This is a genomic window from Lysinibacillus sphaericus OT4b.31, from assembly GCF_000392615.1.
GTDB classification, from domain to species: domain Bacteria; phylum Bacillota; class Bacilli; order Bacillales_A; family Planococcaceae; genus Lysinibacillus; species Lysinibacillus sphaericus_B.
The window spans coordinates 3791901-3812908 of sequence record NZ_KB933398.1; the positions used below are offsets into that span (position 1 = coordinate 3791901).

Consider the following 21008-nt stretch of genomic DNA (forward strand, 5'->3'; position numbering starts at 1 on the left):
AAACGTTAGTTTGACAGCTCATTTATGCGTTTTGTCAGCTCGTTAAACGTCTGATCCAGCATGGCATAGTCTTTATCCTTTGCTGTTAGGAAACTGAGTTTACCGAGTATTTCCTGCCTTTCATTTTCAAGCTTTAATCGCAGGCTAGCTAAATTATCAGCTGATGTTGGAGGGTTATCTTGCCACTTTTTATGAATGCGTTCATTTTCGAATGCCCACACACTATCCGTCGTTTTCTCAAGGAAATAACAGTCATGGGACACCACGAGTAATGTTCCTTTGTATTGTGCCAATGTATGCTCCAACTGCTGTCGAGAAGGTAAATCTAGATGATTCGTCGGTTCATCTAAAATAAGAACATTCTTTTCCTCTAAAATATAGGCCATTAGTTTACACTTCACCCGCTCCCCCATACTCATATTACCAATCGGGGCCATCCAGTGGGTTGGTGTAAACCCTAAATGCTTCATTAAATTTTGAACTTTGCCTCGCTCTTCAAAGGTCTCTTTATAAAAGAATTTTTCAGGCGTTAGATCGAGTGGTAAATCGAATACCTCTTGTGTTAAGTAGCCGATATTGGCGGCTGGCGACATCCAAATTTCTCCTTCAGCCTTTTCCTGCCCTAATAGCACCTTTAACAAGGTCGTTTTCCCACTACCATTTGGTCCAATAATCGCAATTTTTTCACCATATTGAAGGGTCAAGTTAGCGTCTTTAAACAACAGACGATTATCAACATACTTTGTTACATGTTTCAACTCTAAAAAACGCTTGCCAACACGTTGACTAGTCTCTAATGCAAATTGTATTTCGTCATCCGCTTCAACGCGTTCAACCTTTGCCTTGGCCAACTCCTTTTCTAGACGCTTCTTCTTGGATTTCACCTGAGCGTCCATGCGCTTTGCTTTGACACGGTAATGCTCCTTAAAGCCTTCTTGCTTTGTCGATTGTGCATGCGCCTTCTTTGACCAAGATGTTAGCTCCTTCATCTGCGCCTCGATACGGTCAATATTTTTTTGCTGTTTTTCATAGGCATGTTGTTGTGCTAATCGCCGCTGTTCTCGTGCAACCATGTAGCTCGAATAATGACCGTTGTGTTCAAGCAGTTTACCCTCTTCAAGTGACCAAATTTTTGTTGCAACCTCGTCTAAAAAATAGCGATCATGTGACACTACAATGATTGTGCCATTATAATTCTTCACTTTTTCGATAAGCAGAGTGGTGCTTTTTTCATCTAAATGATTAGTCGGTTCATCCAATAATAATAGCTGTGCATCCTGCGAAAAGCCTTTTGCTAGCCGCATTTTAAGCTTCTCGCCACCACTTAAATCTGAGTATTCTACGTCAGGTACATGCCATTTAGCCAGTAAATCTGCCTCGTTGGATACTACTTCTTGCATGTCAAAAATTGCTTGCTCCTGTTCCACATGAGCAATTTTCACAGATTGCAACCACTGTAACTGTCCTGCTGTTGGCAATAGCAAGCCTTGTATCAGTTGTAGTAATGTAGATTTCCCAGCACCATTTCTGCCAATAATGCCAATCACCTCACCTTGCTTCACAGAGGCTGTGACATTTTCGAAAATCTGTATATCCATCACTTCATAACGTACATCTTGTAATTTTAAAAGTTCGTTCAATCTATCCATCCCTCTCTATTTGGAGGCACAAAAAAATCCCTCCAATTTATTTTGGAAGGATTAGTCGCAAAAAACTGTACACAAATAAGCTATTTTTCATAGCTAGATGTGTTATCCTGTACTACAGTATGCTGAGACTCTCACTTCAAAACAGCGAATATGCACATTCTTAAAGTGAAAAATAAACATACTTAAGTACCTGACTAAAGTTTATGTTATGGAAAACGGGCAGACTAATCCTATTTTTTAATTCAATGAAATTCTAAATTTCATGCATAAAAATAAGATTAGTTAATCATCGGCCACCCATCGTCCCTTCATTCGTAATTACAATAATTGTAACATCTATTCCTTAAAAACAAAACATTATTTAATCGGCAACCAAATTTCAGAATAATAGTGGTCACTAGATGCATCACCATTGCTATACACTTCTAGCTCAGAACCGCCTGTTAACTCAAAGGCATTCGAAGGTAGCCACTCTTGATAAATTTTCTCCCACATGGTTGTAATGGCTGTTGGCATAGCCCCCGTCACTTCAAAAACTACCCATTTCGCTGCTGGCACCATAAACGTTTCAAATCCGTGCGAATCATCACCTGCATGATTGGTCGCAATCCAATAGTTCATGATATCGTGCTCAATCATATCGCACACACCCATGACTCCATGAATCTCTCCTGTGTTTAATGGAAATAGCTGTGCATTTGTGCCGTCCACATACACATCCTGCCAAAATTTCGTGATTTCCTTTGTCTGTTCTCCATCCTTACAAGAGAATGTCCGTTTAACCCCTATCAATTGGAAACTTTCTTTTTCAATAATTTTATACTTCATTGGTTCTGCTCCCTTCAATTGCACATGAATGACTAGTTTATTGTAGGAGTGAATCATTCCCACTGCTTTACGCACATCAGACGGTTTCATGCCATGCTGCTTGCGAAAGGCTTTGGCAAATGCCTCAGGTGTTTCATAGCCATATTTGTAGGCAATATCAATGATTTTACAATCACTACTGGCAATTTCTTGCGCTGCTAATGTCAGCCGTCGCCCTCGCATATATTCGCCAACGGTCATACCTGTAAGAATCGCAAAACCCCGTTGAAAATGAAAAGAAGACGAATGTGCTACGTTTGCAATATCCTCGATCTGTATATCCTCCGTTAAATGATTTTCAATATACTCGATAGCCTGTTGAATTGACTGTAACCACACAAAACTTCACTCCTTATATGTATTGTATCCAACCCACACAAATAAACTGGTCATTTTCTGCTGAGATTGGACAGTTAAACATTTTGCATCTATTTTATTGGCAACACAGTATCATTTTACATATTTTGTGACTATTACTTGTATACTTTTTTCAATTTCTCCGTATTCTTTTATCCATATAAAAAGGCCGTGTACTTTTATCTATACACAGCTCTTGAAGATTTTTATTTTATCTAAAGCACTCAAATGATCGGATATTATTTCTTATAATCGTACGGAATTGCCACCCATATCTTCTGCTCCAGCGGAACCCTGCAACGAATTCTCTACCAACAGCAGTTGGGAAGAACCAAAAGCTTCTCCCATTATTCAACCATATATACGTAAATGTAAATAAACAAGAACGAATACCACTAGAGCCTACGCGCCAAGCAGGAATTGGTGGTGAAAATCCAGGTGGTGAGCCCATTGGCATTTGTCCAGCTGGTAGTGGCCCAAAATTTTGCGGTCCAAACTGTGATGATTCGAAATAATCAGGGTCATTCCAGCTCGGACGTCTGAAATTGTCTCCAAATTGATTATTTGGATAGTAATACAATACAAACTCCTCCTTTACCTTTACATAATTCAATATATGTAAAGGGCGAAAGTCCGTTTGAGCAATAGCCTACCCCTTCCTGTTGTCTAGAATTGCTGTATAATCAAAGTCAAATTTACTTACTAAAGGAGATCTAATGCGTAAAATATACATAATTATATTAACTTTCTTATTCTTAACTATCTGGTTACTGTTAAACAACAACGCCAAACAACTACCAAATGCATCCACAACTATCAAAGAAAAACTAGCAGCGGTTGAAGACTATAAATATTATTTGGACAAAGGAAATAATACGATTGGCGAAGCGATGAAAAACATGGATTTGGTTATTGTTGAACCGATTGAAATGCAACAGCAGTACATTGACGCTGCTCAAAAAAATGGAACTTTAATTTTTGGTTATATTAATGCAATGGAGGCAGACAAATGGAATGAGGCCTTCTATCAACAATTACAAGAAATCGATTTTTACAAAGATGTATATGGTGAGAAAAAGTATTTTGCAGAGTGGGATTCTTACTTAATGGATATGACTTCCTCACACTATCAACATCTTTTACTAGAAGAGATTCAAAAACACATTGTTGATAAAGGCTTAGATGGCGTATTTTTAGATACTGTCGGCAATATAGATTCCTTTTTGCCTCCCGAGGAACAGGTAAAACAAAATCAAGCGATGCTTACCTTCATCAAAAAAATTAAACATCGTTATGATGGCTTGTCCGTAGCCCAAAACTGGGGCTTTCAAACACTAGCAAATTACACAGCACCATATATCGACTTTATCATGTGGGAAAATTTTTCATACGATGTAGTTGGAGAGGATGACTGGTCGTTGGAAAAGATAGAACAACTGGTACATCTACGAGAAAAGTTCGGTACACAGGTGATGACTATCGGATTTAGCAATGAATCGCAGAGTCGTTCCTTAGCAGAAAAGCATCACTTTAAATTCTTTTACAACCCTGCAGGCTCTTATTACAATAGTTGGCACTAGCAATGGCCTCTGACAAACTACCTTTTGCATATCGTTTGCAGAGGTTACTTTTATGTATAGCAAAACGCAGTTTCCATCGCATATGGATTTAGTACAATATTGTTTCACTTACATTGTTTAATGAAAAACCGCATGGGTAAACTAATAACCTTAATGCGGGATAAAAATCTTTCTTATAATGAGGTGAATAACTTGATCGTGTTTCAAGAGAACACTGTTAAACATGAAAATCGTTATGACTATGGGCAACGTAATCTATGGACAGGCTTATTATTTGGTCTAGGCGTGGTGGCGTTTATAGACGAGGTAATCTTCCATCAATTATTACACTGGCACCATTTTTATGATAAGTCCACAGCTAATATTGGATTAGTGTCAGATGGTTTATTTCATGCCTTTAGTTTTTTTGCTACAATTGGTTCTGCTTTTTTACTAGCAGACCTCCATCGAAAACATGGGTTCTGGTTGAAGCGATGGTTAAGCGGAATATTCATAGGCGCAGGAGCATTTCAACTATATGATGGTATTATTCAACATAAACTGATGAATCTTCATCAAATTCGCTATCATGTCAACATAGTTCCTTATGATGTCGTTTGGAATGTACTAGCTGCTATTTTGATTTTAGTTGGAATTTCCTTACTTTTACAAACAAAAAATTCACTAAAACAATAAGGAGGTTCTTTGTCCAATGCACATACATGATCATCACACACAAAGCATCTCTATCATTGTTCAGCTTATTTTAGCCGTGCCCTTTGTTATCTCACTATTTATATATATTTTTGCTGTATTTCTTTCAAATCGGCATAAGAAACAATGGCCTTTGTATCGCACATTTTTTTGGGTTATTGGACATGTATGCGCCATTATCACCTTAATCGGTCCATTTGCTGAGCGTACTCATACTAGTTTTTCAGCTCATATGATGGGGCATCTATTACTAGGTATGCTTGCGCCTCTTCTAATTGCTCTAGCAGCACCTATGACCCTGTTATTAAGATCCATACCTGTGAAAATGGCTCGTACCCTCTCACTTATATTGCGAAGACAACTCTTTACTGTTCTGCGCAACCCTATTTTCGCGTCTATTCTAAACGTAGGTGGTTTATGGTTGCTCTATACGACACCCCTCTTTAAAATGATGCACGACAGCACACTATTATTTATTTTTATTCACATCCATATATTTTTAGCAGGTTATTTGTTTACAATTGCATTTATTTATATAGATCCAACTCCGCATCAAACATCCTATATTTATCGCTCTACTATTTTATTATTAGCGTTAGCAGCACATTCCATTTTATCTAAACGTATTTATGCTTATCCGCCTAGCAATGTTTCAATCGAGCAAGCACAACTAGGTGCAATGATTATGTATTACGGTGGAGATGCCATCGAGATTGGGTTTGTTTTTTCGCTTTTTTACCAATGGTTTAAAAGTAGTCGCAAACCTCTTCACTCGAAGGTTGTTGCACCTAGTTAAACAAATCCCTTCAGGTACCACATTCAGTTACGAAGACAAATAAGATTGCATCACACGCCAATCCGTTAACTTTTGCTCAAAAGATTTAATATTTTTGCCTGGTATAGGACTGGTAGATGGCATTTTCTGATAGTGACGATTGGTTAATAGTTCGAATCCAATATGTTTCCTAAAAACCTCGAACGCCTTGGAACCATTAAAAAGTACAAGTCGAATATCAGGGTAACGCTCAAAAAGTGTGTTAAAATCATTGGGTTTTTCATTTCGGATTGCAGCATCTAAGCTTCCTTCACGCTCACACGATTCTATGGTATCCCAAAGACCTATACGATTCTCCAATAGCAATTGAAGTCTCTCGGTGTAATTCTCTGGAATCTTTACACCTAAGATTTCCCCAATTATTGGCCAAAAATGATTGCGCGGGTTGCCATAGTATTGTTGTTTCTCTAATGATTGCTTTCCAGGCATTGAACCGACAATTAGCACCCTCGTTGATGAATCAATCACTGGTGGCAATACATTTTTAACTTCAGTCGTCATTAGAATCACTCCTTACTTCTATTGTAGCGGAAAATCAGAGCCCGCAACTAGTTCCTGTGCTGATTTCAAATCGAGCTTATCATTAGGGAAATTCTTTTTATAAGTACGTACAATTTCGTAGCCTATGCAATAACCAATCCATTTAGGTAGCTCGCCACCATATAAAAACTCAAAATGATTATGTACACCCAGTACATCTAATGCAGGTACAAAAATGCTCTTCCATATCTTCAAAATCTCATCCATTGAGTAATGCTTCAGCCAGGGCGCTAACCACTTATCACCATACAACTCTTCAACCGCGCATTCTGCCAGTCCCTCTAAAACAAGAGAATCTCTCAAGGTTATTTCATCTAATGACTTATTGACATACTGCAAGCGACAAACATGATTATATTCATGAGCGAATAATGCTTTCAGTTCCTCTCTTTCAAGTCCCGTGGCTATAAATAGAAACAGGGCATTTGGATAAGCAACACCATTTTTTCTTGTCAATGATTGTTCCATGTTTATAGGGAAAATATAAATAGGGACATCTGGTCCATTCCATCGTTTTTTTAACCGCTCAAATTCTTCCTGCACAATCTTCCATACATCCTGTTTTTCTAACGCTTCCATAGCGACTTCTTCATGTGCCTGAAATAGACCATTTTGCAATAAATTATATTGAATTTCCTCGGGTGAAAAACCTATAAATACATCTTCTAAGGGATTACAGAGTATGGAGCATTGTATCTCCTCCAAACTTTTATCATGATTTCTCTTTCGTACAATAATGAAGTTATTAAGCCACTCACCTGTCGGCTTTACTGACATCTTCCCATCCTTTTTTCATAGCTTATGCCTTGAATAGACAATCGGCTAATGCTGAATGTGTACAGTCGCATATATTAACTTGTAATGAAGATAGAAAGGAGGGAAATTTGTGAATCCAGCTGATGCTTATAGTCTTTGCTGTAAATATCATGGTAAACGCGTAAAAATCACTGATACATCTGGCAGAGTACACGTGGGGGAAATAACAAGGGTAGACAGAAAACAGGTATGGATTCTACCTGATAGACGATACAATGGCTACGGTCTAGGTTTTTGGGGCTTCAGAGGTTCAGGATTTGGTTTTGGTATAGCACTAGGTACAATTTTTGGCATAGCACTAGCACCGATTTTGTTTTTCTAAAAAGTGAAACTTGCAAATGGTTTTTATTGATCCCATCGTATTTAAAATGAACCATCTCAAACAATATTTTGAGATGGTTCATTTTTTCTTTATTTAACTGCCTCTTGTTGTTGTTTGCTTTCGATTAACTCCGATACGGTAACAAATGTATATCCTTGCTTCTTTAATGTTGGCAAAATTTCTTCAAGTGCTTTAAGCGTTTGTGTACGATTGCCGCCACCATCGTGAAAAAGAATAACATCTCCAGGCTTTGTGCCGTTCAGTACTTTTTTAACGATTTTACTCACTCCTGGTTGTTTCCAATCCTGTGTATCCTGATGCCAAGACCACATTACTACTTTGTATCCATCCTTCACCGCAGCATTAATCATTTTGTCATTGTAATTTCCACCTACGGGGCGAAACAGAACAGGATAGAAACCTGTAATGCTATAAATCATTTCATTCGTCTGGCGCAGTTCCTCCTGTAACTCAGTTACTGAAACCTTAAAAGGATGCGTATACGTATGATTGGCTAATTCATGCCCTTCCGTATAAGTGCGTAAAACAAGCTCAGGATATTTTTCTGCATTTCCTCCAACAACAAAAAAGGTAGCCTTCGCCTCATACTTGGCCAATAAATTTAAAACTTCTGCTGTATATTTTGGATGCGGGCCATCATCAAAAGTCAGAGCAACAATCTTATCTTTGGTGTTAATATCCCACACAACTTCCCCCGTCTCCTCATAATAGCTTCGTCCTTTATCAGCAAAGGTTTTCAATCCTGCATAAAATATCGAGATGATTAAAAAACTAGCCGTTAAAATCAATATGTGCTTACGCATCATAGCATCACCTCCCATGCACAATTTCACCTAACTTCGTTAACTTACTATTTGCGAAATGCAGTGAATTATACTTCAGAATGACTGGCTGTTTTCCCCTACATCTCCTAAATAACTACACCTATAAAATAGTTAGAAATGTTTTCACTTCAACACATTACTGCAGTTCATATACTGATCTTCATATAATATTCACAAACGGGCGCTTATTTTTGAACGATTTGTGAAAACAATCACATTGCACTTTCTTTTTTAAAAAATCGGTGTAAAATAGGAACTATAACTGATATATAACAATTTAAGAAAACCACCGTGAATTATCCGGTTGTTATAGAACAAAAAAATCAGATACAAAGGGGCCTTTACAATGTGGGTTATTACAGTTTTTGAAAAAGATACTTTCCGCATGTTCGAATACAGCACTAAAAATGAAGCAACAATTGCATTAGAAAAATTTAAGCAAACAGCAATGCTCTCTTATACAAAGTAATAAAATGAAAGGCTACTCTGAGGAGTAGCTTTTTTTATCCCTTTTCGTAAATTCCCCAAATCTTCTACATACTTTCATTCGTGAACTCTCACATAAAGTGAAGAAAGCTACTAACATAGCTACAGCTGTTTTGGACATTCACTATTGGATATTGAACTGTCATTACATGCTTTTTAAAATCGAAATATCTTGAACACCTTTTTGTCTATCGCCATATGTATATAGAGAAAAGGAGTGATTTAAATGGTGACAATTGAGCCTATCATGATTAAAGGTCATTTTTTCACAGCTGTCATTGTTCATTTACCAAAAACAACACTACTGACAATTTCAAATGATACAGGCTACATCATGTGTGGCGCATTAGATGTTGGTCTTTTAAATAGTCGTTTGGTGGATCGTAAAATTGTTGCTGGTCGAGCAGTTGGTGTTAAAACAATTGATGAGTTATTAACAGCTCCGCTTGAATCCGTTACCTATGAAGCGGAACAGCTTGGCATATTTGCAGGGATGACTGGGGTAGAGGCATTATTAAAAATGATTTAATGTAGCACAACTGCTATGACTCGAATCGTCAATGACGCTGAAATGGAACAATTGAATTTTATTCAGCTGGTGTTTTAACATCGGCTGAATAAGCTATTCACTCTTTCCTTATACTATAAGGCAAAGGGAGTGATTTAATGCATACAAATAAACATTTGAAGATACATTTAGCTTTATTATTCATTGTTATTGTAGTTTTTATATGGTCTATTATCAAACCTGTTTCCTATTTGGATTGGTTAGCAGAAGTCAGTCCTGGTGTCATTGCTATTATTACGGTTATTGCCATTTACAACAAGTTCCGCTTCACGACATTTTCGTATTTTATCATCGCTCTTTTATCTATTCTGACATTCGTTGGCGGACATTATACGTATTCAGAAGTCCCTCTTTTTAACTGGCTAAAAGAAGAATTTCATTTACAACGCAATCACTACGATCGCTTTGGACATTTCCTTAAGGGGTTAATGGCAATTGTGATAAGAGAGATATTATTACATAAAACGCAATTAACCAAAGGAGCTTGGTTGTCGGGCATTACCATTAGTATCATGCTAGCCATTGCCGCTTTATATGAAATTATAGAATGGCTTAGTACCAAAATTTCAAAGGGAGGACATGTTTCCAAGGATTTTTTAGGGATGCAAGGTGATAAATGGGATGCTCAATGGGACATGTTTTTAGCCCTTATTGGAACGATTCTAACGCTACTCCTTTTCACCAAATTACATGATAAGCTTTTAAAAAGGCAATCAAAGTGAACCTAGATTATTGTCTAAACATAATGCCATTCCTGTAACGAGCATAGCCTACTAGTATGAACCATACGGAAGGTGGTATTCTGGTGTATTATGCAAATGTCAATCAACACTCAATCCCTGCGTCTCGTATCATTACCGTGACAGGGAATGGAAAGGTACTAGCTAGAGCAAATTATGCCCAGCTTCAAATAGAAGTGAGCACACAAGGGCAAAGTGTGCAAGAAACGCAGCAAGAAAATGCTAGTATCATGAATCGTGTACTTCAATCCATCTTGGCCCTAAATATTCCAAGAGAAAATGTGCAAACTGCGGCCTATACTATTGCTCCTCTCTATGACTTTGTAGATGGTAAACAGGTGTTTAAAGGCTACGAGGTGACAAATGCCATTACGGTTAAAATACCGGACACGAATCAGGTTGGGTCGGTCATTGATACGGCCGTGCACAACGGAGCAAATCGTATTTCATCCATCCAATTTAAAATTGACAATGCAGATGTATATTATCAACAAGCACTCAGCTTAGCTCTTCATAATGCACAAATGAAAGCCAAAACGATTGCTGAAACCATGCAATTGTCTTTGCATCCTCAGCCAATCGAAATTGTCGAGGAACATGAAAATGGCCCTGTACTGTATAGATCCATGGCAATGGCAGAATCGACGATTTCAACCCCAATCGAACAGGGTCAAATGACAATTAGTGCCACTGTACGAGTCAAATTTCAATATTAAATTTATTTCCATGGAAATTTGGAAGCTTAAAGAGAGCCTTACTACATTCATGCTGTAGTAAGGCTTTATAGAGGTCAATGTGATTCATCACCTCGTAGATTTTATTAAACGGAAAGTCTTTGGCGCTAATTCACATGGATTATACCCTCTCTGCTAATAAGCTCCAATTTATTGGATGCATCTCCTATTTTACCTTGTTGTAACTTCTCACTATCCGTTCCTTTCTGATACCCATCTAAATGAACTGTTATATCTGAAGATTCGCTAGTAGCTATAAACTTTAAAGATTTAGGTTTGTCTTTATAGGATATCGTAATATCTCCTGAACCAGTTTCTACAGATAGCGATGTCCCTTCCTTCATCTCTTTCATGAGGACCTCACCGCTTGTTGAAGTAACTTCCAGCTTAGGACTAATAACTCTTGTAACATAGCTATCACCATTGGTTGAAGCGATTGCTAAATCATTCAATGAACTGTCCATAATGCTCAGTTCTCCGTCCTTGGATGTAATTTTACCTTTATCTGCGGAAAGGCCTTTAATGATTTTAGAGCCAGAATCATTCGTAATAATAATATCTTTTGTTACTATATTATTGATTTTTATATCACCATTGCTATTATTTACTGTAATCATGTTCACGCCATTATTAGGTAAAGAAATGTGGAGTGTACCCTTTTTACCAAAGCTGACGTTTCCCAAAACTCCACCTGGTGAATCTTGCTGTTGTACTTTAATTTTATTCTCTACCTTGTTAATGGAGACTGGATTTTTCTCGCTATTTTGTTGTTTACCATCTACCATAACTGTTATTTTTTTAGATTTCGAACTTTTTAATTCTATATTCCAAGACTCACTATTTATTTCTACTTCTTCAATTTGATCACCATCGAAGGACTGTTCTTTTTTGTAGCTTTTTTCACCAACTGCTTTGAGGCTGAATACGACTCCCCCAATTACACCCACTAATAAAAAAGCAATTATAGCTTTTTTCAACTTTACTCCTCATTTCCATAGATATTTTAAATTACATCAATTTTGTCGACTTTATGATAAGAAAGGAAGCCTATTATAAGACCCAATAAGCAAAATACGATTGGCACAGCTATAAACTGAAATAAACTTGTAGGGCTTCCTCCATTAGAAACAGTTGCGTTAATCAAGAATCCAATGAATACAGCTGAAGTAATGGTCGTTGCCGTTGATTTTTTTCTCATGCCAAAATACAAGGGAATTAAACTCACTCCAGCAATCATAAATGCACTGATAAAAATGGATGGTACAGCGGCGACCATTTCGTGTATTTCAACTGGCGTTTCAAATAAGCCCATCATTGGATTTAACAAATAAATGAATAAATTAATTATCAAAGTAGCACTAATGATGCTCAAGAAACAAAATCCAAAAACAATGGATAATTTGGCTTGAATTATTTTTTTCCTTTTTACTGGATAAGTGAATAATGTTTGAATGGTATTCCCCTTATATTCATCAATAACTAAACGGGATAAAATCACACTTGAGAAGATGATAAATACGATTCGAATTAAAATATTCGTTAACGACATAAATTCTGCGTAATCCGGAAACATTTGCTCCGCTTCGCCTTTAGAACCTAATGCCATTAGTGCAACAGCAGCAAATATGCCTATAGTACACATGGCTAATCCTTTAAAATAACTAGATAAGCAATTCTTATTCCATTCCAGTCTCATCAGTTTAAGCATATCGGTTCCCCCCATTAATAAGGTTTAAAAAATACTCTTCTAAATTATGTTGTTGTTTCTCGATTCTGTTCACCACAATGCCATTTAGAACTAATTCTTTATTAATTTGAGATTGGGAAATTCCTGTAGCAAAAATTCGAATGCAATGCTGATCCACAACTTCATATTTATGGATTCCTAGTTTCTTCTCCAGTACTTGTGTCGTTTTTTCCAAATTGTCTACCTTAATCTCAAGGTACTCCATGTTTTCTGCTCTAACTTCCTCCATTCTTACTTCTTTCAACAATTTTCCATGATCGATAATGCCAATAGTGTCGGCTATCGATTCGATTTCTGAAACGATATGACTTGATATTAAAATGGTGATGCCATGCTGTTCTTTTAAAAGTAATAGGAGTTCGCGAATGTCTTTAATACCAATAGGATCAAGCCCATTAATTGGCTCATCCAAAATGAGAATTTCTGGTTTAGTGACAATCGCCCGCGCTATGCCTAATCTTTGCTTCATGCCCAAAGAAAACTCATGTATTTTTTTATTTCCTACATCTTTCAGGCCAACAATTTCCAATGCCTCTTTAACGGCCTCTTTCCCATAAACGCCAATATAGTCGCAGTGAAGTTGTAGATTTTCCTTTGCCGTTAGTCTTTCATAAAACTCTGGATACTCGATAATGCTCCCTATGTTCTTTAAATATTGATACGAAGTCGGCAGGACCGGTTGGTCAAATACTTTAATTTCACCCGATGAAGGTTTTACTAAGTTTAAAATCATCTTCATAATTGTTGTTTTCCCCGCTCCATTTGGGCCCAAAAATCCATAAATTTCTCCTCTGTTAATGTTCATATTGACACTTGAAACCGTTTCAACCCCTTTAAATGTCTTGCTTAATTGATGAATGTGGATAACTGATTCCATTCGACTTTACACCCCATCTTTATTTTTTGGTTACGATACACTAAGCTTAATGGACGAAAGTAAAATCAAAGTAAACACAATGGAAAATGACCGTAATATTTTCAATGGAATAAAGAAATACGGAAAAGAACTTGATATGATGAGGTTGAAATGAGGGAAAATCAAATGGAGTCTGCAAAAATTTTAGTAGTAGATGATGAAATCGGCATTTTAAAATTACTCGAAATTACACTTAGAAAAGAAAACTTTATAAATATTGAAACTGCTTCAACCGGCAAAGATGCGCTTCAACTTGTAAAAGACAATATTTACGATATTATTTTGCTCGATATTATGCTGCCAGATATCAGTGGCTTTGAACTTTGTACGGAAATACGAAAACATACGAATACGCCTATTATTTTTGTTAGTGCGCGCTCTACGGATTTCGATAAACTAACGGGATTAGGCATTGGTGGGGATGATTATATTACAAAGCCTTTTAATCCCTTAGAAGTTGTTGCTCGAATTAAAGTCATCCTTCGACGTCAAAAAATGGATGAGGACATAAAACTGAAAAGGGACACTAGATTCGATTATGGCTATTTCATTTTCAACCCTGAATCTGCTACGTTAACAGTTAAAAACCAACACATCGAATGTACTGCAAAGGAGCTTGAGTTACTGCATTTTTTTTGTAAAAATCCTAATCGTATTTTCACTACAACACAGCTCTATGAATTCGTATGGGGAAATGATGTATTCGGAGAAGAAAAAACTGTGACCATCCATATAGCAAAATTGAGGAAAAAACTCGGCGATGATACTCGTAAACCTAGAATCATTGTTAATTTACGAGGGATCGGCTATAAATTCATTCCACCAAAAGAGGCGTTTGCATGCGAATAAATACTCGATTTACATTGCATCTAGCACTGGGGATAATTTTGTGGATATTGGCGACCGGTGTAGGTATTCTGTTTATTCTTGAAGGTATCCTTCCACTAATTGAAATGAATGTTAATGAGGCTAAAGAAGGTTTACTTGTAGCATGGATTTTTGGCATTAGTACGATAATTTGTATCAGTTTATTTGGATGGTATTTTGGAGGACCCCTCGGTTTTATAATGACTTGGATTTATCAGCTCTCACAAGAGAACTTTAAACAGCCTGAAGGTTTACCTAAAATCTATACAAGAAAAGGAAAACTCCGTAAACGCTATCTTTTATATAAAGAGGTACTTCAGCACCTTCAATCCTTATCTGTGAAATTACAGGCTGCTGAAATAGAACGAGTACAAGTCGAACAAGCGAAACAAGAATGGATAGCTGGTATTTCGCATGATTTAAAAACACCCTTAACCTATATAACCGGCTACTCCACATTGTTATTGAATGAGCAGTATGAATGGTCAAAAGAGGAGAGTCATTCCTTTATTCAAGAGATAGCAGATAAGGGCCAGCATATGGAAGAACTTATTGAGGATTTAAGTCTCGTGATTCAGCTTAATAGTGCGGACGGTGCAATTCCCTTGCACAAGAACAGCCAGGATTTAGTTGAATTCACAAAAAGAATTGTTGCAAACATAAGCAATAATCCACAAGCACATGACTACATGCTGCACTTTAAAACGGATACGCCTGTGCTAAACGTTGAGTTTGATGCTAAATTTATGCAACGGATTTTACAAAACATACTGATGAACTCGATTATCCACAACCCTCAACACACAGCTATTTATACACAGCTTTATGATAACGATAAAAATATAGCCATCCACATTGTTGATAATGGTGTGGGTATGTCTACGCACATGGTAGAAAATATTTTTCAGCAGTATTATCGTGGAACAACAACAGACGCCTCTTCTGAAGGCACTGGATTGGGCATGGCTATAGTCCATAAGCTAGTTACAGCACATAATGGGACAATCTCCGTTCACAGTGAGCCCTCTAAAGGAACTTCTTTCAAACTTACATTACCGAAAAAATAGAATACTATACAACATGTCAGTGTTCTATCTAGCTGTCTGCGTAATCTCAAAAATTTCGCGTGACCACTAGATGCTTCATTCATCTAAGGGGTCACGCGAATCAACAGCACAATGGGCGTTAAATTTTTGCATTAGTTTTTTTAACAATGCGTTCATTCGAAAATAGCAGAGCAAAAAGAATTATACATATGCCCACCGAATGTCGCATCGATAACGTTTCATTTAATATAAAATATCCTAAGAGTACACCAACAACAGGAACGATATAATTACTAAAGGATGCAAATAGAGCACCTTCTACTTTAATTAAAAGATTATAGAGCAAGTAGACAATTCCTGAATGGAAAACGCCTAATATAGCAATCGATACTATTTGTGTTTTGTTTATATTCACTTGTAATGGTTGTTCAAAAATGAATGACAATGGAAGTAATAGTAGCGTCGCAATCCATAGAACGTTCCTCATATGGACCACAGGAGAGCCCCCCTGTAATTTTTCCATTAAAATCAATGACAACGCAAAGCTTATTGCGGCCAGTAGGAGTAGGACATTTCCAAGAATATTTCCCGAAATATTCAGTGCTGTTTGATCGGGCCATGATAACACAATGATGCCTAAAAAGCCTAAAAAAATACTGAGGACTTCTATCCTTCTTGCTTTCTTTTTAAAGAACAATGTAAATAAGGCGAGCGTAAAGATTGGTACCATCGCAATCAACATCGATGCAACACTGCTCGATACGTATTTTTGACCTTGTGCAATCAGGATGAATGGTAATACTACTTCAAAAAGGGCAAGACAAAAATATAATCTAATCGTCGTTTTATTGTTTTCTTTTATTAAAAATAGACTAATAATGCTTAAGCACATGGCTCCAATAAAAGCCTTTAACATCGATAAAGTAATGGCTCCTATATCATTCGTTACTAACGCTACAAAGAAAAATTGGGACCCCCAAATGCAACTTATCACGAGCAAAAAGCTATATTTTCTCATTGCATTTTCTCCCATTCCCCAAATAATTAGTTCCTACTACCCCAATAATAATGACAATAGCCCCCATTAAATGATAAAGATGAAATGCCTCTTGCAAAAAAATTACGCCTGCTACTATCGTAATGAGCGTGGCAAAATTACTAAAAACACTCATTTTAGATGCTTCCATTTTTGATAAAGCATAATTTGAAAGATACGATGTACCGAGTGACGATAAAATACCTAAGTATAAAATAGCTAGGATAAAGTTAATATGCATAAAAGGTCTGAAGAACTGATGGATAGTACCGTTTACTAAATGATTACCGACTGCTATTCCGTTAAACACTAGAAATCCACACAATGTCATGACATATGTTAATGTCACTAAGGTATATTGTTGTGTTAACTTCCTTGCAAAAACGTTGTATAACGATGTGGCTATCGCAGACAGTACTATGAAGCCGCTGCCGAGTAAATTCGCAGTATTAGCGCTCACTCCATTATTCATAAAGAGCATGTATATAACACCAAGTACCGATAGACTAATAAAGGCGAGCTGTCCACGCGTAGCTTTTTCCTTTAATAAAATACTGGCAAGGACTAACGTAAAAATAGGCACAGTTGCTTGAATAATTCCCGCTTCTGAAGAGCTAATACGAGCCAACCCAAACACTTGAAAAGTGAAAAAGGCAATCGGGTATAATAATGCTAAGGGTAAAATTCGCAATAAATCATATTTATTGATTTTCAATTTTTCTCGTTTAAGAAGTACTAAAACAGTGACACCAATCATTGCAATGGTAAATCGATGTGCAAGTGTATCCATCGGGCTTGCGACAGTTAATGTCACTTTAACGAACATAAACGATAGCCCAATAACGATGGAATAAATAATTGCTGCTATATATGCCATTCTTTTTTCTGCCATACGATTGACTCCTTCTATATTCTTTCCGGCCGGTAAAGCTATCGTATTAAAAAATATAGCATTGCACGATATCAAAAAAACACATCTGTACCGATACAGATGCGTAAGGAGATTGAACATGCTTAAATATGACTTTATATATAATCAACTACTGCAACAAATACAAACGGGTGTCTTACAAGCTGGTGCAAAGCTACCCTCTATAAGATCTTTATCGCTTCAATTTGCTTGTAGTAAAAGTACAGTCCTAACCGCTTTAAATAAACTCGAAAATCAACATTTGATCTATGCAATCTCTAAAAGTGGCTATTTTGTAGTGGATCATCAACTACCAAATTTGCCGTTGGAAAATGATTCTATAGATTTTGCGACTTCATCACCAACCTGGCATGCATTCCCTTACAAAGATTTTCAACACTGTATGAACAAAGCGATTAATACATATCAGATGGACTTATTTCGATATGGCACCCCCAAAGGCTTACCATCATTAATTGTCGAAGCTAAAAAGTTGTTAGAAACGTATCAAATATTCACACCTGAAGACAATATTTTCGTTACTTCAGGTGTCCAGCAATCACTATCTTTGCTCAGTATTATGCCATTTCCAAATCAGCGCACAACCATCCTAGTAGAACAGCCGAGTTATCATTTATACATGGATTACTTGAAAACCTATAAACTGCCAGTTGTAGGTATTAAAAGAACTGCTGAGGGCATTAGCTTAGATGAGTTAGAACATATCTTTAGTAGCAATACCATCAAATTTTTTTATACAATGCCACGCTTGCAAAATCCATTAGGTTGTTCTTTTAGCAAAAAGAAAAAAGATAGTATCCGTAAACTTGCTGATAAATACGATGTATATATCGTAGAAGATGATTATTTGGCGGACTTTGAGCAAAATTCGAAAATGGATCCGTTATTTACTGAGGATCTCGAGGACCGAGTGATTTATTTAAAAAGTTTTTCTAAAATTATGTTTCCTGGTCTACGCATTGGTCTAGCGGTGTTGCCTCATGCATTAATTAACACTTTTCAGCAATATAAAAATACCACCGATATCGATAGCTCTATGATTTCTCAGGCAGCCTTGGAGCTTTATTTGAAAAGCGGCATGTTCGATCGCTATCGATTAAAAGTATCTGAAGATTATACAAAGCGTGCCCATACTCTTCAACGCTCCCTAAAAATACATTTACCTATGTATTTAACAACAACTGATATTTGTATGCATAGCCATATCGTTCTACCAAGGCAAGTCAATATGAACTTACTTATTCAACAATTGAGCCAACAGCATATCTTTTTAGATAGCATTGATCGCAATTATTTAGAAGGATTTGACCGTGAACGAATTTTAAAACTAAATGTTTCGAATGTAGAAGAACAAAAAATTGACACAGGTATTAAAGAAATAGCTATCGCTCTTACTAACACTAAAAACTATTTTAGTTAATAACAATTCCCTCTCCATTTTTCTCTGTAAATAGTAAGCATTCGCGTAACATTATCCACTCATGAACTCCTATTATTAGGCATATGTTTAGACAGTATTAAGTGAAACTTCAATCAGTGTGAGTTTCATCCCACGCTGATTGTTAGTTCAACCAATCGGGCCTTTACGGTCAGTTGTTCGATCACCTAGTTAACTCGTTCTCATGAGGTGGGCATCTTACTGACTGTTAAGTCGGGATAAAATGGTGTACAAGGAGGATATTATGCGAAAAGAAAAAATGCGCCTTCGAAAAATTCAACATCTTGCTTATGAAATTATGGATGAGATGAATGCCGGGAAAGAATTGACACGATTTGATACGTTAATTCCTGTGATCGATAATTTATCCCGTGCAATTGGTGATTTAACAGATTCTGTTGGGCATTATTCGTTAGACTATGTAGAGGAAAAAGTCAAAAATGCTCATTACTTGTTATTCCACAAGGATAAAGTGGATTTACATCAATAAAGTGAAACTTCAATCCATGGGGTTTTCTTCATCCCCATGGATTGTTAGTTGAACCAATCGGGCTTTTACGGTCAGTTGTTCGAATACCTAGTGGACGTCTTACTGACCGTTCATGCGGGATAAAGTGAAACTTCAATCCGTGGGGTTTTCTTCATCCCCATGGATTGAAAATGCCCTGCAGGAGCGTAGCGACGAGTTGACTGAAGCCACGCCCGCGAAAATCATCTGCCATAGCGGCAAACAATGGGTTCATATAGATACTTCTATTTAAAAGAAAAAAACTGTAAACAAACACAAATTTTTGAGTTTGTCCACAGTCCGAGGGTGATCATATTAATGATTACCCTCATTGATTTAATGCGTTTCAGGTGTAAATGTTTTACAATCCGTATCCTCACTATTGGAAGCCTGTTGACCTTTTTGACTAACAACGTAAATAGCTTCTGCAGTACATTTGTTTCCAGAGTCCCAATACGTGCAGTTATTGACTTCACATAAAATCTCTTGTGCCATCGTATCCCACCTCCTCTGTTGTTATCTTTCACAAATTAGAGGCAATCAATACTTCACCACAAGAGAAATTCCAAAGATAACCTTTATCCCACCTTATTCGCTAAAATCCAGATTAAAAGGCTGTTTTGGCAGTTGTTCTTGAGCGAGCATATTTGTTGTTGGCACTTGTTTATCTACTTCCTCGAAACGAAAGCCATCCGCCCATACTTTTCCCGCACCAATTAACAGTACGCCGAAATAAATGGATGCACTGTCTTCCGGTACATCTAACACGACTGAATAATGATTCCACTCCGTCGTGCCTTGAATGGACCGATTATCCATATTATCAAATTGAATGGTATCTCCTGTGCCGTTATCAATGCGAAGCCATGCGCCACATTTAGTTGCTTGTGCAGTTTTTAAATAACACGACATTTTTAGTCGCTTTCCTTTGTAGACGTGTGCTTGAAAGCCTTGCATCATCGTCGCAAATTGCTCTCCATTACTCGCAACTTCCTTAGCATACAATACACCGGATTTAGTTCCTGAATGAAATACCGCTTCATCCACTTGAAATTCATATAGCTCAGGATTCGCTCCGCTTAATAACCAACCTTTAATTGGTTGTTGTACGTTCATCGCTTGTTCCTCCTTTTTCATACTTAATGACTGCATTAATTTGCGATATTTCCCTGGTGGCAAAGCGTACACATCTTTGAAAGCTCTTGTGAATGCTTCTTGTGATTGAAACTGGAGTTCGAAAGCAATCATTAAAATGGATTCATCTGAGTACAACAAATAGGAAGCAGCCGTAGCTAATCGGCGTAATCGAATATATTCTCCAATTGTTAAGCCCGTTTCTAGCTTAAAAATACGGCTTAAATGAAACTTCGAATAACCGACAACTATTGGAAGGTTCACTAACTGAATTTCCTCAGATAAATGCTCCTCGATATAGGTAATGGCCCTTTGTGTTGCTTGACTATACTCCATATTGCTCACCTCACAAA

General features: G+C 37.0%; 25 protein-coding genes. 12 read left to right on the forward strand and 13 right to left on the reverse strand.

The genetic code is table 11. From position 1 onward, the window contains the following. Positions 1 to 5 precede the first annotated feature (5 nt). From abc-f to H131_RS17500, 3 genes are all read right to left on the reverse strand, one after another. Positions 6 to 1640, reverse strand: coding sequence for a ribosomal protection-like ABC-F family protein (abc-f, locus tag H131_RS17490; protein WP_010860461.1), 1635 nt, complete (start codon positions 1638 to 1640; stop codon positions 6 to 8). Between the two features lie 366 nt (positions 1641 to 2006). Beyond that, the gene (locus tag H131_RS17495; RefSeq protein WP_010860462.1) at positions 2007 to 2855 is read right to left on the reverse strand and encodes an AraC family transcriptional regulator; all 849 of its coding nucleotides are present in this window, start codon (positions 2853 to 2855) and stop codon (positions 2007 to 2009) included. Positions 2856 to 3084: 229 nt separating this feature from the next. After that, the gene (locus H131_RS17500; protein ID WP_010860463.1) at positions 3085 to 3453 is read right to left on the reverse strand and encodes a hypothetical protein; all 369 of its coding nucleotides are present in this window, start codon (positions 3451 to 3453) and stop codon (positions 3085 to 3087) included. Positions 3454 to 3589: 136 nt separating this feature from the next. On the opposite strand from H131_RS17500, the gene H131_RS17505 reads away from it, so the two are divergent. From H131_RS17505 to H131_RS17515, 3 genes are all read left to right on the forward strand, one after another. Further along, complete coding sequence (locus tag H131_RS17505; RefSeq protein ID WP_010860464.1) at positions 3590 to 4453, forward strand: endo alpha-1,4 polygalactosaminidase; 864 nt, start codon at positions 3590 to 3592, stop codon at positions 4451 to 4453. Between the two features lie 153 nt (positions 4454 to 4606). After that, entirely contained in the window at positions 4607 to 5128 is a 522-nt protein-coding gene (locus H131_RS17510) for a DUF2243 domain-containing protein (protein WP_196228935.1), read from the forward strand. Between the two features lie 16 nt (positions 5129 to 5144). Beyond that, positions 5145 to 5942: a cytochrome c oxidase assembly protein gene (locus H131_RS17515; protein WP_010860466.1), complete on the forward strand. Its 798-nt coding sequence runs from the start codon at positions 5145 to 5147 to the stop codon at positions 5940 to 5942. 27 nt (positions 5943 to 5969) lie between these two features. Here the strand turns inward: H131_RS17515 and H131_RS17520 are convergent, their stop codons facing one another. Together H131_RS17520 and H131_RS17525 are read right to left on the reverse strand one after the other, a co-directional pair. Further along, complete coding sequence (locus tag H131_RS17520) at positions 5970 to 6482, reverse strand: DNA-deoxyinosine glycosylase (protein ID WP_010860467.1); 513 nt, start codon at positions 6480 to 6482, stop codon at positions 5970 to 5972. An 18-nt stretch (positions 6483 to 6500) separates the two neighbouring features. Next, the gene (locus tag H131_RS17525) at positions 6501 to 7298 is read right to left on the reverse strand and encodes a DUF2268 domain-containing putative Zn-dependent protease (RefSeq protein ID WP_010860468.1); all 798 of its coding nucleotides are present in this window, start codon (positions 7296 to 7298) and stop codon (positions 6501 to 6503) included. A gap of 109 nt (positions 7299 to 7407) precedes the next feature. On the opposite strand from H131_RS17525, the gene H131_RS17530 reads away from it, so the two are divergent. Beyond that, positions 7408 to 7659: a hypothetical protein gene (locus H131_RS17530; protein ID WP_010860469.1), complete on the forward strand. Its 252-nt coding sequence runs from the start codon at positions 7408 to 7410 to the stop codon at positions 7657 to 7659. Between the two features lie 89 nt (positions 7660 to 7748). On the opposite strand, the gene H131_RS17535 is transcribed toward H131_RS17530, so the two are convergent. Then, positions 7749 to 8486 (reverse strand): polysaccharide deacetylase family protein, encoded by a 738-nt coding sequence (locus H131_RS17535; RefSeq protein ID WP_051112216.1) that lies wholly within the window; start codon positions 8484 to 8486, stop codon positions 7749 to 7751. Positions 8487 to 8850: 364 nt separating this feature from the next. Here H131_RS17535 and H131_RS25895 point away from each other — a divergent pair, with 364 nt between their 5' ends. From H131_RS25895 to H131_RS17550, 4 genes are all read left to right on the forward strand, one after another. After that, positions 8851 to 8973: a hypothetical protein gene (locus tag H131_RS25895; RefSeq protein ID WP_010860471.1), complete on the forward strand. Its 123-nt coding sequence runs from the start codon at positions 8851 to 8853 to the stop codon at positions 8971 to 8973. 243 nt (positions 8974 to 9216) lie between these two features. After that, positions 9217 to 9519: a YunC family protein gene (locus H131_RS17540; protein ID WP_010860472.1), complete on the forward strand. Its 303-nt coding sequence runs from the start codon at positions 9217 to 9219 to the stop codon at positions 9517 to 9519. Between the two features lie 137 nt (positions 9520 to 9656). Continuing rightward, on the forward strand, positions 9657 to 10280 hold the full coding sequence (locus H131_RS17545; RefSeq protein WP_010860473.1) for a DUF2238 domain-containing protein: 624 nt from the start codon (positions 9657 to 9659) through the stop codon (positions 10278 to 10280). Positions 10281 to 10363: 83 nt separating this feature from the next. Further along, positions 10364 to 11014, forward strand: a complete 651-nt coding sequence (locus tag H131_RS17550; RefSeq protein ID WP_010860474.1) for an SIMPL domain-containing protein — start codon at positions 10364 to 10366, stop codon at positions 11012 to 11014. 125 nt (positions 11015 to 11139) lie between these two features. On the opposite strand, the gene H131_RS17555 is transcribed toward H131_RS17550, so the two are convergent. The 3 genes from H131_RS17555 to H131_RS17565 are packed head-to-tail and all read right to left on the reverse strand — an operon-like array spanning position 11140 to position 13656. Further along, positions 11140 to 12009, reverse strand: coding sequence for a DUF4097 family beta strand repeat-containing protein (locus H131_RS17555; protein ID WP_010860475.1), 870 nt, complete (start codon positions 12007 to 12009; stop codon positions 11140 to 11142). 26 nt (positions 12010 to 12035) lie between these two features. Next, entirely contained in the window at positions 12036 to 12740 is a 705-nt protein-coding gene (locus H131_RS17560) for an ABC transporter permease (RefSeq protein ID WP_010860476.1), read from the reverse strand. Beyond that, the gene (locus tag H131_RS17565; RefSeq protein WP_010860477.1) at positions 12733 to 13656 is read right to left on the reverse strand and encodes an ABC transporter ATP-binding protein; all 924 of its coding nucleotides are present in this window, start codon (positions 13654 to 13656) and stop codon (positions 12733 to 12735) included. The genes H131_RS17560 and H131_RS17565 overlap by 8 nt, the downstream gene beginning before the upstream one ends. A gap of 165 nt (positions 13657 to 13821) precedes the next feature. On the opposite strand from H131_RS17565, the gene H131_RS17570 reads away from it, so the two are divergent. Beyond that, positions 13822 to 14544 carry a response regulator transcription factor gene (locus H131_RS17570; protein WP_010860478.1) on the forward strand — a complete coding sequence of 241 codons (723 nt, stop codon included), beginning with the start codon at positions 13822 to 13824 and terminating at the stop codon, positions 14542 to 14544. Next, positions 14535 to 15629: a sensor histidine kinase gene (locus tag H131_RS17575; protein WP_010860479.1), complete on the forward strand. Its 1095-nt coding sequence runs from the start codon at positions 14535 to 14537 to the stop codon at positions 15627 to 15629. Before H131_RS17570 ends, H131_RS17575 begins: the two co-directional genes overlap by 10 nt. 118 nt (positions 15630 to 15747) lie before the next feature. Here H131_RS17575 and H131_RS17580 read toward each other — a convergent pair whose 3' ends face one another. Beyond that, positions 15748 to 16626, reverse strand: coding sequence for a DMT family transporter (locus H131_RS17580; RefSeq protein WP_010860480.1), 879 nt, complete (start codon positions 16624 to 16626; stop codon positions 15748 to 15750). Continuing rightward, positions 16613 to 17536 carry a DMT family transporter gene (locus H131_RS17585; RefSeq protein ID WP_010860481.1) on the reverse strand — a complete coding sequence of 308 codons (924 nt, stop codon included), beginning with the start codon at positions 17534 to 17536 and terminating at the stop codon, positions 16613 to 16615. The genes H131_RS17580 and H131_RS17585 overlap by 14 nt, the downstream gene beginning before the upstream one ends. A gap of 118 nt (positions 17537 to 17654) precedes the next feature. On the opposite strand from H131_RS17585, the gene H131_RS17590 reads away from it, so the two are divergent. Together H131_RS17590 and H131_RS17595 are read left to right on the forward strand one after the other, a co-directional pair. Continuing rightward, a complete protein-coding gene (locus H131_RS17590; RefSeq protein ID WP_010860482.1) occupies positions 17655 to 18995 on the forward strand; it encodes an aminotransferase-like domain-containing protein in 1341 nt (446 codons plus the stop codon). 262 nt (positions 18996 to 19257) lie between these two features. After that, a complete protein-coding gene (locus tag H131_RS17595; RefSeq protein ID WP_010860483.1) occupies positions 19258 to 19503 on the forward strand; it encodes a hypothetical protein in 246 nt (81 codons plus the stop codon). 354 nt (positions 19504 to 19857) lie between these two features. On the opposite strand, the gene H131_RS23900 is transcribed toward H131_RS17595, so the two are convergent. Further along, the gene (locus tag H131_RS23900; protein ID WP_010860484.1) at positions 19858 to 20016 is read right to left on the reverse strand and encodes a DUF1540 domain-containing protein; all 159 of its coding nucleotides are present in this window, start codon (positions 20014 to 20016) and stop codon (positions 19858 to 19860) included. Positions 20017 to 20109: 93 nt separating this feature from the next. After that, positions 20110 to 20991 carry a helix-turn-helix domain-containing protein gene (locus tag H131_RS17600; protein WP_010860485.1) on the reverse strand — a complete coding sequence of 294 codons (882 nt, stop codon included), beginning with the start codon at positions 20989 to 20991 and terminating at the stop codon, positions 20110 to 20112. Positions 20992 to 21008 lie beyond the last annotated feature (17 nt).

Bases quoted from the DNA above. Each gene is read 5' to 3' on its own strand.
- H131_RS17505 (WP_010860464.1), top strand. From the start codon at position 3,590: ATGCGTAAAATATACATAATTATATTAACTTTCTTATTCTTAACTATC.
- H131_RS17535 (WP_051112216.1), bottom strand. From the start codon at position 8,486: ATGATGCGTAAGCACATATTGATTTTAACGGCTAGTTTTTTAATCATC.
- H131_RS23900 (WP_010860484.1), bottom strand. From the start codon at position 20,016: ATGGCACAAGAGATTTTATGTGAAGTCAATAACTGCACGTATTGGGAC.
- H131_RS17600 (WP_010860485.1), bottom strand. From the start codon at position 20,991: ATGGAGTATAGTCAAGCAACACAAAGGGCCATTACCTATATCGAGGAG.
- H131_RS17565 (WP_010860477.1), bottom strand. From the start codon at position 13,656: ATGGAATCAGTTATCCACATTCATCAATTAAGCAAGACATTTAAAGGG.
- H131_RS25895 (WP_010860471.1), top strand. From the start codon at position 8,851: ATGTGGGTTATTACAGTTTTTGAAAAAGATACTTTCCGCATGTTCGAA.
- H131_RS17575 (WP_010860479.1), top strand. From the start codon at position 14,535: ATGCGAATAAATACTCGATTTACATTGCATCTAGCACTGGGGATAATT.
- H131_RS17525 (WP_010860468.1), bottom strand. From the start codon at position 7,298: ATGTCAGTAAAGCCGACAGGTGAGTGGCTTAATAACTTCATTATTGTA.
- H131_RS17510 (WP_196228935.1), top strand. From the start codon at position 4,607: ATGCGGGATAAAAATCTTTCTTATAATGAGGTGAATAACTTGATCGTG.
- H131_RS17545 (WP_010860473.1), top strand. From the start codon at position 9,657: ATGCATACAAATAAACATTTGAAGATACATTTAGCTTTATTATTCATT.
- H131_RS17560 (WP_010860476.1), bottom strand. From the start codon at position 12,740: ATGCTTAAACTGATGAGACTGGAATGGAATAAGAATTGCTTATCTAGT.
- H131_RS17585 (WP_010860481.1), bottom strand. From the start codon at position 17,536: ATGGCAGAAAAAAGAATGGCATATATAGCAGCAATTATTTATTCCATC.
- H131_RS17540 (WP_010860472.1), top strand. From the start codon at position 9,217: ATGGTGACAATTGAGCCTATCATGATTAAAGGTCATTTTTTCACAGCT.
- H131_RS17580 (WP_010860480.1), bottom strand. From the start codon at position 16,626: ATGAGAAAATATAGCTTTTTGCTCGTGATAAGTTGCATTTGGGGGTCC.
- H131_RS17570 (WP_010860478.1), top strand. From the start codon at position 13,822: ATGGAGTCTGCAAAAATTTTAGTAGTAGATGATGAAATCGGCATTTTA.
- H131_RS17590 (WP_010860482.1), top strand. From the start codon at position 17,655: ATGCTTAAATATGACTTTATATATAATCAACTACTGCAACAAATACAA.
- H131_RS17595 (WP_010860483.1), top strand. From the start codon at position 19,258: ATGCGAAAAGAAAAAATGCGCCTTCGAAAAATTCAACATCTTGCTTAT.
- H131_RS17520 (WP_010860467.1), bottom strand. From the start codon at position 6,482: ATGACGACTGAAGTTAAAAATGTATTGCCACCAGTGATTGATTCATCA.
- H131_RS17515 (WP_010860466.1), top strand. From the start codon at position 5,145: ATGCACATACATGATCATCACACACAAAGCATCTCTATCATTGTTCAG.